Consider the following 14765-nt stretch of genomic DNA (forward strand, 5'->3'; position numbering starts at 1 on the left):
GAGCCGGCTCACAGCAGCAGGCCGGGCCACCGGCCCCGGGTCCGCGTCAGACCAGGGAGTTGTCCACCAGCCAGGCGGCCAGCTCGCGCCCGCCCTGGCCGGCGTCGGTGCGGATGATGCCGGCCTGGCGCGCGGGCCTCTGGCTGGTCCGGCTGACGGCGAGGACCTCGCGGGCCTGGGGCGCGATGCCCAGATCGCCCAGGTCCCAGACCTCCACGGGCTTCTTCTTGGCGGCGCGCATGGCGGCGAAGTTGGGGTAGCGCGGCTCATTGGCCTGGTCGGTGACCGAGACCAGGGCGGGCAGGGGGGCGCGCAGCCGCTCACGGGCGGTGCCCACGGTGCGGGTGATGGCCACCGAGGCCGGGTCCTCCTCCAGCGCCACCTCGTGGGCCAGGGTCAGGGCCGGCACCCCCAGGGCTGCGGCCAGGGCCCCGGGCAGCATGGAGGTCAGGGCGTCCAGGGAGGCCATGCCCGTGATGACCAGGTCCACCTCGCCGATGCGCTCGATGGCGGCGGCCAGGGTGCGGGCCGTGGTGACGACGTCCGCACCGGCCAGGTCCTCGTCGCTGACGACGACGCCGCGCTCGGCGCCCATCTGCAGGGCCCGGCGCACGCCGTCCTCGGCGTCCTGGGGTCCCATGGTCAGGGCGATGACCTCGCCGCCATGCTCCTCGGCCAGGCTGACCGCGGCCTCCACCGCGTTCTCGTCGAGCTCGTTGAGGACGTCCTCCTCGCCGCGGACCAGGCGGCCGTCCTCCAGACGGCGCTCGGACTGCAGGTCGGGCACGTGCTTGATGCAGACCACGATTTTCATGTGCCAAGGCTGCCATAAACCGCTCCCCGCCCCGGTGAGCGCTGCATCACCCGCCTGGTCCCGTGCAGGCCCGCAAGGCCGGGCGGCCCCGGGCGGTCCCATCGAGTCCGGGCCGGCTCCTGGGCACCCAGGCGCGTCCCGGCCACCCGGGAGGGGCGCGATCCGCGCACCTACGAGACAGATTCCTCGGAGAGTGAGACCTCACTGTCTGAGCGGTTGGTATCCCCCCACCAAGCCCAGGACAATGGGCCTATGTCCACCACGCCCCCTGCGCTGCTCCCTGCCCCGCGCGCCGAGCACGACGCCTCGGCCCGACACACCCTCGGGGCCGTGCTCACCGGCGACGGCGCGGACTTCGTGGTGCACGCCTCCCACGCCTCAGCAGTGGACCTGTGCCTGCTCACCACCGATGCGCAGGGCCGGATCGTCGAGGAGACCCGGGTCGGCATGCACGGCCCCCGCCGGGGCACCTGGGGGGCGCATGTGCCCGGCGTGCGAGCCGGCCAGCGCTACGGCTACCGGGTCCACGGCCAGTGGGCGCCCCACGAGGGGCTGCTCCACAACCCGCGCAAGCTCCTGCTGGACCCCTACGCCCGCGCCCTGGACGGGCAGGTGCGGCTCGGCCCCGAGATCTACGCCCATGAGGTCACCGAGGACCTCTCCCCCATCGGCGAGCACTGGCAGCCCTCCGGCCTGGACTCCGCCGGGAGCACCGCCCTGGGGGTGGTCACCGGGCAGGGCTTCGCGGTGGTGCCCGGCCCCCGCATCCCCCGCGAGCGCACGATCGTCTACGAGGCCCATGTCAAGGGCCTGACCCACGACCTGCCCGGGGTCCCCGAGCACCTGCGCGGCACCTACGCCGGCCTGGCCCACTCCGCCACTGTGGAGCACCTCAAGAAGCTGGGCGTGACCACGATCGAGCTGCTGCCCATCCATGCGGCCTTCACCGAGCCCTTCCTGGCCAAGAAGGGCCTGACGAACTACTGGGGCTACTCCACTCTCAGCTACTTCGCCCCCGAGCCCTCCTATGCCACGGCCGCCTCCCAGGCCGCCGGCCCCCAGGCGGTGCTCGACGAGGTGCGCGGCATGGTCTCGATCCTGCACGAGGCCGGCCTGGAGGTCGTTCTCGACGTCGTGTACAACCACACCTGTGAGGGCGGCATGGACGGGCCGAGCCTGAGCCTGCGGGGCCTGGACAACCTGGACTACTACCTGCACGGCCCCCACCGCCCGGCCCAGTACGTGGATGTCACGGGCACGGGCAACACGGTGGACTTCCGCTCCTCGCGGGCCGTCCAGCTGGCCCTGGACTCGCTGCGGTACTGGGCCGGGGAGGTGGGCGTGGACGGCTTCCGCTTCGACCTGGCGGTGACCCTGGGGCGCCACGCCTCGGAGTTCACCTCACGCCACCCGCTGCTGGTGGCCATGGCCAGTGACCCGATCCTCAGCGGGGTCAAGCTCATCACCGAGCCCTGGGACGTGGGGCCGGGAGGCTGGCGCACCGGCCAGTTCCCCGAGCCCTTCCAGGACTGGAACGACCACTTCCGGGACACGGTGCGCTCCTTCTGGCTGCATGACGCCTCGGAGATGTCCAAGGGCCGCCTGGGCTCGGACCTGCGGGACCTGGCCACGCGGCTGGCGGGCAGCGCGGACCTGTTCGGCTACGGGGAGTACCCCGGTGGGCGTGGGCCGCTGGGGTCGGTCAACTTCATCACCGCCCATGACGGCTTCTCTCTGCGCGACCTGGTGTCCTACGACCACAAGCACAACCTGGCGAACAAGGAGGACAACCGCGACGGCTCCAACAACAACCGCTCCTGGAACCACGGGCACGAGGGGCCGGTGGTCGAGGGGATGAACCAGGGCCCCATCGAGGTGCTGCGGCGCCGCTCCATGCGCAACATGATGGGCACGCTGCTGCTGAGCGCCGGGACCCCCATGCTCACCGGCGGTGACGAGCTGGGCCGCACCCAGGAGGGCAACAACAACTGCTACTGCCAGGACTCCCCGCTGTCCTGGGTGAACTGGGATCTGGAGACCTGGCAGCGCGACATGGTTGCCACCACCCGCTTCCTCATCCACATGCGCCACGCCCACCCGGTGGTCCGTCCCGACCGCTTCGCCACGGGCCAGGTCCTGGAGGGCGACACGATCCCCGACCTGTCCTGGTTCGGTGGGGATGGGGAGCAGATCGACGCCGTGTCCTGGCATGACCCGCATGTCCGGGTGGTCCAGATGCTGCGCTCGGGGCGCCCCTGGGGCGACCAGGACCTCCTGGTCATCGTCAACGGATCCCTGGATCAGGCCGAGGTGCTCCTGCCCGATGCGCACGGCACGGACTGGCATCTGGCCTGGGACTCCTCCTGGTCGGCGCCCCAGCCCCACACCTCCCCCTTCTCCATGGCGCGCCGGGTCAGCCGCCCCTCCCCCGAGCCGGGGGCCGAGGCCGCCGGCGCTCGCGCCGGCGGCGGGCAGGAGGGCCGCCAGGCTCCCACCGCCGTCCACAACTGCCGCCAGGACCGCCCCGGGGACGTCACCTCCCTGGACGCCCTGTCCCTGCGGGTCTACTTCTCGGGCGAGCCCCTCCAGACCCTGGCCCCCTCCGGGCCTGCGGACTGAGGCCCGCCCGCCTGCCCGGGATAGCGCCGGTCCCGCCGCCTTCCCGGGGCTCCGTGCCGCCACTGGGCACGCGGGAGCGGGCCCGGTGGGGCCGGGCCTGGGTACCATGGCGGGGCCCGTAGTCCCGACCATATGAGCCGAGCACTATGCGACACACCTTGCAGCGAGCCTGGGATCATCTGAGCCCCGACCCCACCGGCATGGTCCTGGGGGCCCTGTTCTTCATCCTGGCCCTGACCCCCTCCCTGCTGCCGCGCGACATCCTGTTCCAGGGGGTCGCCTGCGGGCTGTGCGCCGCCAACGGGCACCTGCTGGGGGTGTGGCTGTCGTGGAACTGGCGCACCTGGGTGCGCCCGCTGGTGGAGGCGCTGTGGGCCTCCAGCGGCCGGAGCCTGCCGACCTGGGTGCCCCGGTGGCGCCGGCGCGTGGAGACGACCATCACCGCCGCCGTCGTGCTGGGGCTCAACGGGATCCTGCTGCTGGCGGTGTCCTGGCAGCGGCAGGTCGCGGCCCTGACCGACTCCCAGGCCTACACCCCGGCCCAGTACCTGCTGGTCTTCCCGGTGGGCTTCGGCCTGTGGCTGGCCCTGATGGCGGTGGGGCGGGCGATCCTGCGGCTGGAGGCCTGGCTGCGCTCCTGGCTGCCGGGGCGCCTGCCGGCCCCGGCCCGCTCATTCTTCTCCTGGGCCCTGGTCCTGGTGCTCGTCTTCGCCATGGTCAACCATGCGATCCCCGGAGCCATCGGCCGGGGCGCGGAGGCCGCCTTCTCGGTGCGCAACGACGCCGAGCCGCCGTCGGTGGTGCGGCCCACCGCCGCGGAGCGCTCCGGCTCGCCGGACTCGGCGGTTCCCTGGGAGACCCTGGGGGCCTACGGCAAGCGCTTCGTGGGGCGGGGGCTGGGCGCCCGGGGGCTCCAGGAGGTCACCGGGCGCCCCGCCACCGAGCCGATCCGGGTCTATGCGGGCCTCAAGAGCGCGAGCGGTGATGAGGAGGTGGCCGCCCTGGTGGTCGAGGAGCTCGAGCGCACCGGCGCCGCCCAGCGCTCGGCGGTCATGATCGCCCCCACCACGGGCACCGGCTGGGTGGACCCGGTGGCGGCGATGTCCCTGGAGCTCCTCTACGACGGCGATACCGCCATCGCCGCCGCCCAGTACTCCTACCTGCCCTCCTCCGTCCAGTTCATCTCCGACACCGACCGGCCGCGCGCCGGGGGCCGGGCGCTGGTGGGCGCCGTCGTCCAGTGGTGGCGGGGCCTGCCCGCCGACGACCGGCCACGCCTCCTGCTCTACGGGGAGTCCCTGGGGGTGCTCGCCGGGGAGGCCGCCTTCAAGGACCTGGCCGATGTGCTCAACAGCGTCGACGGCGTGCTGTGGGTGGGCCCGCCCCACTCCGCGCGCCTGTGGCGCGACTTCGTCACCCGCCGCGACCCCGGGACCCGCGAGGCGGCCCCGGTCTACTCCGCGGGCATGACGGTACGCTTCGCCCAGGACGGCCAGCAGGTCGAGTCCTTCCTGGGCGATGAGGACTGGGGGGATCAGCGCATCCTCTACATCCAGCACGCCAGCGACCCGGTGGTGTGGTGGTCGCCCGACCTGGTGCGCCAGCGGCCCGACTGGCTGTGGGAGGAGCCGGGGGCGGACCGCTCCCCCGCCATGAGGTGGATGCCCTACATCACCTTCCTCCAGGTCTCCGCGGATCTGCCGCGGGCGATGAACGTCCCGCCGGGGCACGGCCACCGCTACGGCACCGAGATCCTCGACGGGCTGGCGCTGGTGGCCAATGACCCCGCCTTCACCCCCGAGCGCGTGGCCCGGGCCCGCCAGGAGCTCCTGGCCGCCATGGAGACCCAGCCCCCCGACGACTGAGGCGCCCCGGCCGCGGTCGAGGTGCCGGGCGCAGAAGACGAGTTCGGGGTGCAGGATGCGAGTGCGGGGTCGTCGCATGGTGCACCCCGCACTCGCATCCTGGGCTCTGCGCACCCCCGCGCCACGGGGCGGGGCCGCGCCAGGCGGCGGGGCAGGAACGGCGCGCGGCTAGGATGTGCCCATGACTCAGACCCCCACCTCGGCCGAGGAGGCCCTGGCCACCGCCACCAATGAGGCCTCCCTGGCCCGCTCCATCGCCCGCTCGGCGCAGATCGAGGCGGATCTGGCCGTCAACCCCGGGCGCTACCGCATGCTCACCGGGGTGCGCCCCACCGGGCACATGCACCTGGGCCACTACTTCGGCACGATGCACTCCTGGCAGGCCATCCAGGACGCGGGCGTGGAGACCTGGATCCTGGTGGCCGACTACCAGGTGATCACCGACCGCGACTCCGTGGGCCCCATCCGCGAGCGCGTCCTGTCCCTGGTGGCCGACACCCTGGCGGTGGGCGTGGACCCCCGGCGCTCGACGATCTTCGCCCACTCGGGGGTCGCGGCCGCCAACCAGCTCATGCTGCCCTTCCTGTCCCTGGTCACCGAGTCCGAGCTGCACCGCAACCCCACGGTCAAGGCCGAGCTGGAGGCCACCGACGGGCGCGCCATGACCGGGCTCATGCTCACCTACCCCGTCCACCAGGCGGCCGACATCCTGTTCTGCCAGGCCAACCTGGTGCCGGTGGGCAAGGACCAGCTCCCCCACCTGGAGCAGGCCCGGCTCATCGCCCAGCGCTTCGACAAGCGCTACGGCCGGGCGGTGGAGGACCACCCGGTCTTCCGCCGTCCCGAGGCCCTGCTCAGCGAGGCGCCCCTGCTGCTGGGCCTGGACGGGGAGAAGATGAGCAAGTCGCGGCGCAACACCATCGAGCTGCGCATGAGCGCCGATGAGACCGCCAAGCTGCTGAGGAAGGCCAAGACGGACTCCGAGCGGGTCATCACCTACGACCCGGCCGCCCGCCCCGAGGTCTCCAACCTGCTCATGCTGGCCTCCCTGTGCGGGGCCGGGGCCCCGGAGCAGATCGCCGAGTCCATCGGCGACGGCGGGGCGGGGGCCCTCAAGGCGTTGGTCACCGAGGCGGTCAACGAGTTCTTCGCCCCCATCCGGGCCCGTCGCGCCGAGCTGGTGGCCGACGAGGGACACCTGTCCCAGGTGCTGGCCCAGGGCACGCAGCGGGCCCGCGAGGTCGCCCAGGCCACGCTGGACGACGTGCGTACCGCCATGGGCATGGACTACGCCTGAGCCTCAACGGTCCCGGTCCGCGCCCCTCCGCGAGCGCTGACCGGGCCGACACCCAGCCTGCGGCATCGGGCCACAGATGCTCGTGGGCCGGGTAGGCTGTCCCTGTGACCCCCAACACCACGCGCCAGGCCGCGACGACGCCGTCCCCCGACCAGCACGAGACCCAGACCCCCGCCCCGCCGGCCTTCCCGGTGGGGGCCGTCCCCCAGCCCACCCCCTTCGCCCCGGTGGGCCGGATCCCCGTCACCGAGGTCTTCCCCGTCATCGAGGACGGGCGGTGGCCCGCCAAGGCGGTGGTCGGCGAGGTCATCCCGGTGCGGGCCACGGTCTTCCGCGAGGGCCATGACCGCTTCGGCGCCACCGCCGTGCTCATCCGCCCCGACGGCACCGACGGCCCCAGCGCCCCCATGAGGGAGATCGCGGTGGGCCGGGACCTCTACGAGGCCCAGCTGGTGCCCGACGCCCCCGGCGACTGGTCCTTCCGCGTCGAGGGCTGGTCCGACCCCTACGCCACCTGGTCCCACGACGCGGGCATCAAGGTGCCCGCGGGCGTCGACGTCGAGCTCATGCTGGAGGAGGGCGCGCGGGTCCTGGAGCGCGCCGCGCAGGTCCAAGGCCGCGATGAGGAGGGCGCCTCCGTCCTGCGCGGTGCGGCCTCGGGGCTGCGCGAGGCCTCCCGCAGCCCCGAGGAGCGCCTGGCCGCGGGCCGCTCCCCCGAGGTGGTCGCCGCCCTGGAGCGCCTGCCCCTGCGCGACTACGTCTCGCCCTCGGCGGCCTACCCCCTGCAGGTGGACCGCCCCCGCGCGCTGGCCGGATCCTGGTACGAGATCTTCCCCCGCTCCCTGGGCTCGGGGGCCGATGAGCACGGCAACTGGCACTCGGGCACTCTGCGCTCGGCCGCCGAGCGCCTGGAGCGCATCGCAGCCATGGGCTTCGACGTCCTCTACCTCACCCCCATCTCCCCCATCGGTCTGACCAACCGCAAGGGCCGCAACAACACCCTGACCGCCCGCCCCGGCGACCCCGGCTCCCCCTACGGGATCGGCTCGGCCGACGGCGGCCACGACGCCATCCACCCCGACCTGGGCACCTTCGAGGACTTCGACGCCCTGGTGGCGCGCGCCGGCGAGCTGGGCATGGAGGTGGCCCTGGACCTGGCCCTCCAGTGCTCCCCCGACCACCCGTGGGTGGCCGAGCACCCTGAGTGGTTCACGGTGCTGTCCGACGGCTCCATCGCCTATGCGGAGAACCCGCCCAAGAAGTACCAGGACATCTACCCCCTGAACTTCGACAACGACCCCGAGGGCATCTACGCCGCGATCCTGGAGGTGGTGCGCACCTGGATCCGCCACGGGGTGACGATCTTCCGCGTCGACAACCCCCACACCAAGCCCCTGCCCTTCTGGCAGCGGCTCATCGCCCAGATCCACGCCGAGTCCCCCGAGGTGCTCTTCCTGGCCGAGGCCTTCACCCGCCCGGCGATGATGCGCACCCTGGGCAAGATCGGCTTCCACCAGTCCTACACCTACTTCGCCTGGCGCAACACCAAGGCGGAGCTCATCGAGTACATAGAGGAGCTGAGCCGGGACACCGCCCACGTGCTGCGCCCTGCCTTCTGGCCCACCACCCACGACATCCTCACCCCCTTCATGACCAATGGGAAGGTCCCGGCCTTCAAGCTGCGCGCGGTGCTGGCCGCCACCCTGTCGCCCACCTGGGGCATCTACTCTGGCTACGAGCTGGCCGAGTCCACCCCCCGCCCCGGCTACGAGGAGCAGATCGACAACGAGAAGTACGAGTACAAGCCCCGCGACTTCGGCGCGGCCCGGGCCAATGGCATCGAGGACCTGCTCACGCGCCTGAACTCCGCACGGGCGGCCCACCCGGCACTGACCCAGCTGCGCAACATCACCTTCCACGCCACCAGCGATGACAGCCTCATCGCCTACTCCAAGCGCCTGGAGGCCGCCCACAGCCCCACCGGCCGCCAGGACGTGGTGCTCACGGTGGTCAACCTCGACCCCCACAGCGCGCGCGCCGGCGAGGTCTACCTCGACCTGGAGGCCCTGGGCCTGCCCGCGGGCACCGACGGCTCCCACCCGGTGGTGCGGGTCACCGATGAGCTGACCGGTGCCTCCTACGACTGGTCGGGGCAGAACTACGTGCGCCTCGACCCCTTCGCCGGCCAGGTGGCCCACATCTTCTCGGTGGAGGCCCTGTGAGCGTCGTGCCGGGGGCCGAGCCGCAGCCGGGGGGCGGCCAGTCCGGCGCGCCCGCCGTGTCCGGGGCGATCCCGGTGGTGCGCCCCACCGCGGCGGGCGGCGCCCCCGCGCCCATGACCCTGACACCGGCCATCCCCGGGATCCCGGCCCTTCCCCCCCAGGAGCGCCCCGGGCTGAGCGCCGACCCCCAATGGTTCCGCACCGCGGTGTTCTACGAGGCGCTGCTGCGCTCCTTCGCCGACTCCGACGGGGACGGCACCGGGGACCTGCCCGGCCTCATCTCCCGCCTGGACTACCTGGCCTGGCTGGGGGTGGACTGCGTGTGGATCCCGCCCTTCTACCCCTCCCCGATGCGCGACGGCGGCTACGACATCTCGGACTACACGGCCATCGACCCGCGCTACGGCACCATGGAGGACTTCCGCGAGCTGGTCCACCAGGCCCACCAGCGCGGGATCCGCATCATCATCGATATGGTGCTCAACCACACCTCGGACGCCCACCCCTGGTTCCAGGCCTCGCGCTCGGACCCCGAGGGCCCCTACGGGGACTTCTACGTGTGGCGCGACGACGACTCGGGCTACCCCGACACGCGCATCATCTTCGTGGACACCGAGGAGTCCAACTGGGCCTACGACGTCGAGCGCGGCCAGTTCTACTGGCACCGCTTCTTCTCCCACCAGCCCGACCTCAACTACGACAACCCCGCCGTGGTCGAGGCCGTCCACGACGTCGTCCGCTTCTGGGCGCGCACGGGCGTGGACGGCTTCCGCCTGGACGCCATCCCCTACCTCATCGAGGCCGAGGGCACCAACTGCGAGAACCTGCCGGGCACGCACGCCATCATCGCGGGCATCCGCGAGCTGCTGGACCGGGAGTTCCCCGGGGTCATCACCATCGCCGAGGCCAACCAGTGGCCCCAGGACGTGGTGGAGTACTTCGGCACCGAGGAGGCGCCCGAGTGCACCATGTGCTTCCACTTCCCGGTGATGCCGCGCATCTACTACGCGCTGCGCGAGGGCTCGGCCTCGGCGATCCGCTGGGTCCTGGAGCGCACCCCCGACATCCCCGCCCACGGGCAGTGGGGCACCTTCCTGCGCAACCACGACGAGCTGACCCTGGAGATGGTCACCGATGCCGAGCGCGACCAGATGTACGCCTGGTACGCGCCCGAGGAGCGCATGCGCGCCAATATCGGCATCCGGCGCCGCCTGGCCCCCCTGCTGGACGCCTCGCGCGCCGAGATCGAGCTGGCCCACACCCTGCTGATGTCGCTGCCGGGCAGCCCCTGCCTGTACTACGGCGATGAGATCGGCATGGGGGAGAACATCTGGCTGGAGGACCGCGACGCCGTGCGCACCCCCATGCAGTGGGACGACTCGCCCAACATGGGCTTCTCCACCGTGGTGGACCCCGGTGCGCTGACGGTCCCCATCATCCAGACCCCCGGCTACGCCCACCTGACGGTGGCCACCGAGATGGCCCGCCCGGACTCGATGCTGCACTTCACGCGCCGCCTGCTGCACCTGCGCCGGGCCCATCCGGTGCTGGGCCGCGGGCGCTTCACCCTGCGCACCACCAGCGACGACGCCGTGCTGGCCCATACCCGCTGCGATGACCCCGAGCTGCCCGGCGCCGAGGTGCTCCTGTGCCTGGCCAACCTGTCCACCGTGCCCCGGGCGGTCACGGTGGAGGTCCCCGAGCTGGCGGGCAGGCCCACCACGGACATCTTCGGGGGCACCCCCTTCCCCGCGATCGACGAGCAGGGCCGCATCACCCTGACCCTGGGGGCGCGCGGCTACTACTGGCTGACCGTGGGGCCCACCGCCCAGGGGGACCCGGAGGCCGAGGGTGCCGGCTCGGCGGCGGCCCGCATCAGCGCGGCCGCGGGCGGAGCCGAGGCCGCCGGCCACGCTGAGCACGCGGATGAGGACGCGCAGGAGCACGGCGAGCAGGAGCGGCCCGCCGTGCCGGAGGCCGAGGGCACCGCCCCGGGCCACGACGCGGCGCAGGGGGCGCCATGAGCATGACGACGCCGTCGGCCCCTGGGACCCCCCAGCGCCCTGAGACCGGTGCCCTGACCTGGCCGCAGGACGGTGCCCTGCTGGAGGCCCTGGGGCCCTGGCTGCTCCAGCGGCGCTGGTTCCCCCTCAAGGGGACCGCGGCCCCCGCCCCCGGCTCCTTGAGCATTGTGGCCTCCTGGGAGCCGGCCCCCGGGGTGCGCCACCTGCTCATCGCGGCCCCCCGCGGCGATGAGGGCGGGCGGGAGCCGGTGATCATGCAGGTCCCCCTGGTCCTGGAGGAGGCCGGGGCGCTGGAGGGCTTCGCCACCCCCGGCCAGGCCCCCGGCAGCCACGGGCTGATCCTCCAGGGGCCCCACGGCGCCCTGGCCCTGGTCGACGGCGCCCACCACCCGGCCTTCTGGCGCACCTGGGCCGCCGGGGCCCTGGAGGCCGGCACGGTCCTGGATGAGCAGGGCGCCCGGGCCATCGCCCAGCGGGCCGATCGCCTTCGGGTGACCACCGGGGAGCAGTCCAACACCTCCGTGGTGCTGCCCGCCCCGCGCTCCCCCCAGGAGGCGGGAGGGCCCCAGGACTCCGCCACCGGCGACCTTATCGTCAAGCTCCTGCGGGTCCTGGCCCACGGGCGCAACCCCGATGTGGAGGTCTCCGTGGCCCTGGCCCGCCAGGGCTGGGACCGGGTGCGCCGTCCCGTGGCCTGGTCGGCCCTGTCCTGGACCATGCCCGATGGCTCCCAGGCCGCCACCGACTCGGCCGTGGCCTGCGCCTTCATCCCCAAAGCCGAGGACGGCTTCGAGCTGTTCTGCGAGCTGGCCGCCCAGGACGACGGCGAGGGGCCGGTGCGGCGCCGCGCCGAGGAGCTGGCCGAGGACCTGGGGCGCACCACCGCCGACATGCACGACCACCTGGCCGCCGCCCTGGGCGCCGAGCAGGCCCAGTCCCCGACCGAGCTGGCCGCCGCCCTGCGCGCTCGCGCCGAGTGGGCCACCGCCGAGGTCCCCGAGCTGTCCCGGCGCCTGCCCGGCCTGGGGGCCAGCATCGAGCGGGCCCTGGGCGCGCTGGAGGAGCTGGAGGCCCTGGAGCCGGCCACCCGGGTGCACGGCGACTACCACCTGGGCCAGGTCCTGCGCGAGGTGGGGGGCGCCCAGCGCTGGTACGTCCTGGACTTCGAGGGCGAGCCGCTGCGGCCCCTGGCCCAGCGCAGCCGGCCCGACCAGCCCCTGCGCGACCTCGCCGGGATGCTGCGCTCCCTGGACTACGCCGACGCCGTGGGCCGGGCCGCCCGCCCCGACTGGCTGCCCGCCATGCGCGCCGCCCTGACCCGGGGGTATGAGGCCGAGCGCCCGGCGCGCAGCGCCCAGGAGCGCCGGGCGCGCGCCACCGTCCTGACCTGCCTGGAGCTGGACAAGGCGCTGTACGAGGCCGTCTACGAGGCGCGCAACCGCCCCGACTGGCTGGGCATCCCCGTGGCCGGCATCGCCTCGCTCATGGCCGCCGAAGCGGCCCACCCCGGGGAGGCGCCCATCGACGCACCCTGAGCACGGATTCCTTCGACCGCCGTCCAAACCCCCACCCTGACCGCCCTCGCATGGAAGAGTTGCCGCATGACAGACTCCAAGGCCCCCGAGCCCACTGAGCCCGCCGACGTCCCCCAGGCCCCGCAGGCCCCAGCCCCCGTCCAGATCGACACCTGGCAGCTGGCCGATATCGCCAACGCCCGCCACCACAACCCCCACGAGGTCCTGGGCGCCCACGTGGGCGAGCACGGCGTGACCGTGCGCACCGTGCGCCATCTGGCCGACGCCGTCGTCATCGTCACCGCCGAGGGCTCCTACCCCGCCGCCCACGAGCAAGACGGGGTGTGGGTGGCCCTCCTGCCCGGCCAGGAGATCCCCGACTACCGCATCGAGGTCACCTACGGCCAGGAGACCACCACCGTCGACGACCCCTACCGCTTCATGCCCACCCTGGGGGAGATGGACACCTACCTCATCTCCGAGGGCCGCCACGAGGAGCTGTGGGAGGTGCTCGGCGCCCACGTCAAGCACTACTCGGGCCCCATGGGCGAGGTCGAGGGCACCGCCTTCGCCGTCTGGGCGCCCAACGCGCGGGCCGTGCGCGTGGTCGGCGACTTCAACTACTGGGACGGCACCGCCACCGCCATGCGCTCCCTGGGCGCCTCGGGGGTCTGGGAGCTGTTCATCCCCGGCGTGGGCGTGGGGGCCCGCTACAAGTTCGAGATCTGCTTCGCCGACGGCTCCTGGCACCAGAAGGCCGACCCCATGGCGCGGGCCTCCGAGGTGCCCCCGGCCACGGCCTCGGTGGTCACCGACGCCGTCCACCAGTGGCAGGACGAGGAGTGGATGGAGCGGCGCGCCGCCACCAACCCCCACAACGGGCCCATGAGCATCTACGAGGTGCACATCGGCTCGTGGCGCCAGGGCCTGGGCTACCGCGGCCTGGCCGAGGAGCTCGTGCCCTATGTCAAGGAGGCCGGCTTCACCCACGTGGAGTTCATGCCCGTGGCCGAGCACCCCTTCGGCGGGTCCTGGGGCTACCAGGTCACCGGCTACTACGCCCCCACGGCGCGCTTCGGCACGCCCGACGACTTCCGCTACCTGGTCGACCAGCTCCACCAGGCCGGCATCGGCGTCATCCTGGACTGGGTGCCCGCCCATTTCCCCAAGGACGAGTGGGCCCTGGCCCGCTTCGACGGCACCCCCCTGTACGAGGACCCCGACCCCCAGCGCGGGGAGCACCCCGACTGGGGCACCTACGTGTTCAACTTCGGGCGCAACGAGGTGCGCAACTTCCTGGTGGCCAACGCCCTGTACTGGCTCCAGGAGTTCCACATCGACGGCCTGAGGGTGGACGCCGTGGCATCCATGCTCTACCTGGACTACTCGCGCCAGGACGGCCAGTGGCGGCCCAACCAGTTCGGCGGGCGGGAGAACCTGGAGGCCATCAGCTTCCTGCAGGAGTCCACCGCCACCGCCTACCGCAAGTGCCCCGGCATCTTCATGGCCGCCGAGGAGTCCACCGCCTGGCCCGGGGTGACCGCGCCCACCGAGTACGGGGGCCTGGGCTTCGGCCTGAAGTGGAACATGGGCTGGATGAACGACACCCTGCGCTACCTGGCCGAGGACCCGGTCAACCGCCGCTACCACCACGGGGAGCTGACCTTCTCCCTGGTCTACGCCTTCTCCGAGCAGTTCATCCTGCCGCTGAGCCATGACGAGGTCGTCCACGGCAAGGGCTCGCTGCTGTCCAAGATGCCCGGCGACGCCTGGCAGGAGCTGGCCGGGCTGCGGGCCCTGTACGCCTACCAGTGGTCCCACCCCGGCAAGCAGCTGCTCTTCATGGGCCAGGAGTTCGGCCAGGGGGCGGAGTGGAACGCCGACCACTCCCTGGACTGGTGGATCCTGGACGACCCGGGCCACCAGGGCCTGCTCGCCCTGGTGGGGGACCTCAACCGCCTCTACAAGGACTCCCCCGCCCTGTGGGCCGAGGACTTCTCCCACCGCGGCTTCGAGTGGATCGAGGCCGGCGACGGGGACCACAACGTCCTGTCCTATCTGCGTAAGGGCAGCGATGCGGACAACCGCGAGGACCTCATCGTCTGCGTGGTCAACTTCGCCGGCACCCCCCACGAGGGCTACCGGGTGGGGCTGCCCTTCGCCGGCAGCTGGGATGAGGTGCTCAACACCGACTCCGAGCTCTACGGCGGCTCGGGGGTGGGCAACCTGGGCCGGGTGGAGGCCGAGGAGCTGCCCTGGAACGGCCGCCCCGCCTCGGTGCGCCTGCGCATCCCCCCCATGGGCGCGGTCTTCCTGCGCCCCGCTCGGGACTGAGGCGGCAGACCGCGCCCAGCAAGGACGAGCAGGGACAAGCCGCGGCGCGGGGCTGACCGCCCGCTTCTCACCCCGA

8 protein-coding genes are annotated in these 14765 nt (G+C 72.9%); 7 read left to right on the forward strand and 1 reads right to left on the reverse strand.

The features are described 5' to 3' along the window. Positions 1-46: 46 nt before the first annotated feature. Complete coding sequence (locus tag MANAM107_RS01645) at positions 47-814, reverse strand: electron transfer flavoprotein subunit beta/FixA family protein (protein ID WP_223910282.1); 768 nt, start codon at positions 812-814, stop codon at positions 47-49. A gap of 252 nt (positions 815-1066) precedes the next feature. Between MANAM107_RS01645 and glgX the strand changes: the two genes are divergently transcribed. The 7 genes from glgX to glgB all read left to right on the forward strand — a co-directional run bounded on the left by glgX (position 1067) and on the right by glgB (position 14689). Next, positions 1067-3433, forward strand: a complete 2367-nt coding sequence (glgX, locus tag MANAM107_RS01650; RefSeq protein WP_223910285.1) for a glycogen debranching protein GlgX — start codon at positions 1067-1069, stop codon at positions 3431-3433. Positions 3434-3579: 146 nt separating this feature from the next. Next, on the forward strand, positions 3580-5298 hold the full coding sequence (locus MANAM107_RS01655; RefSeq protein ID WP_223910288.1) for an alpha/beta hydrolase: 1719 nt from the start codon (positions 3580-3582) through the stop codon (positions 5296-5298). A 181-nt stretch (positions 5299-5479) separates the two neighbouring features. Then, a complete protein-coding gene (trpS, locus tag MANAM107_RS01660; protein WP_223910291.1) occupies positions 5480-6595 on the forward strand; it encodes a tryptophan--tRNA ligase in 1116 nt (371 codons plus the stop codon). A gap of 104 nt (positions 6596-6699) precedes the next feature. Then, positions 6700-8817 carry an alpha-1,4-glucan--maltose-1-phosphate maltosyltransferase gene (locus tag MANAM107_RS01665; protein ID WP_373314063.1) on the forward strand — a complete coding sequence of 706 codons (2118 nt, stop codon included), beginning with the start codon at positions 6700-6702 and terminating at the stop codon, positions 8815-8817. Positions 8818-8930: 113 nt separating this feature from the next. Further along, the gene (treS, locus tag MANAM107_RS01670; protein ID WP_223912715.1) at positions 8931-10841 is read left to right on the forward strand and encodes a maltose alpha-D-glucosyltransferase; all 1911 of its coding nucleotides are present in this window, start codon (positions 8931-8933) and stop codon (positions 10839-10841) included. A 2-nt stretch (positions 10842-10843) separates the two neighbouring features. Beyond that, the gene (locus MANAM107_RS01675) at positions 10844-12376 is read left to right on the forward strand and encodes a phosphotransferase (protein WP_223912718.1); all 1533 of its coding nucleotides are present in this window, start codon (positions 10844-10846) and stop codon (positions 12374-12376) included. A 66-nt stretch (positions 12377-12442) separates the two neighbouring features. Beyond that, complete coding sequence (gene glgB, locus MANAM107_RS01680) at positions 12443-14689, forward strand: 1,4-alpha-glucan branching protein GlgB (RefSeq protein ID WP_223910294.1); 2247 nt, start codon at positions 12443-12445, stop codon at positions 14687-14689. Positions 14690-14765: the final 76 nt, after the last annotated feature.

The organism is Actinomyces capricornis (assembly GCF_019974135.1).
Classification (GTDB): Bacteria; Actinomycetota; Actinomycetes; order Actinomycetales; family Actinomycetaceae; genus Actinomyces; species Actinomyces capricornis.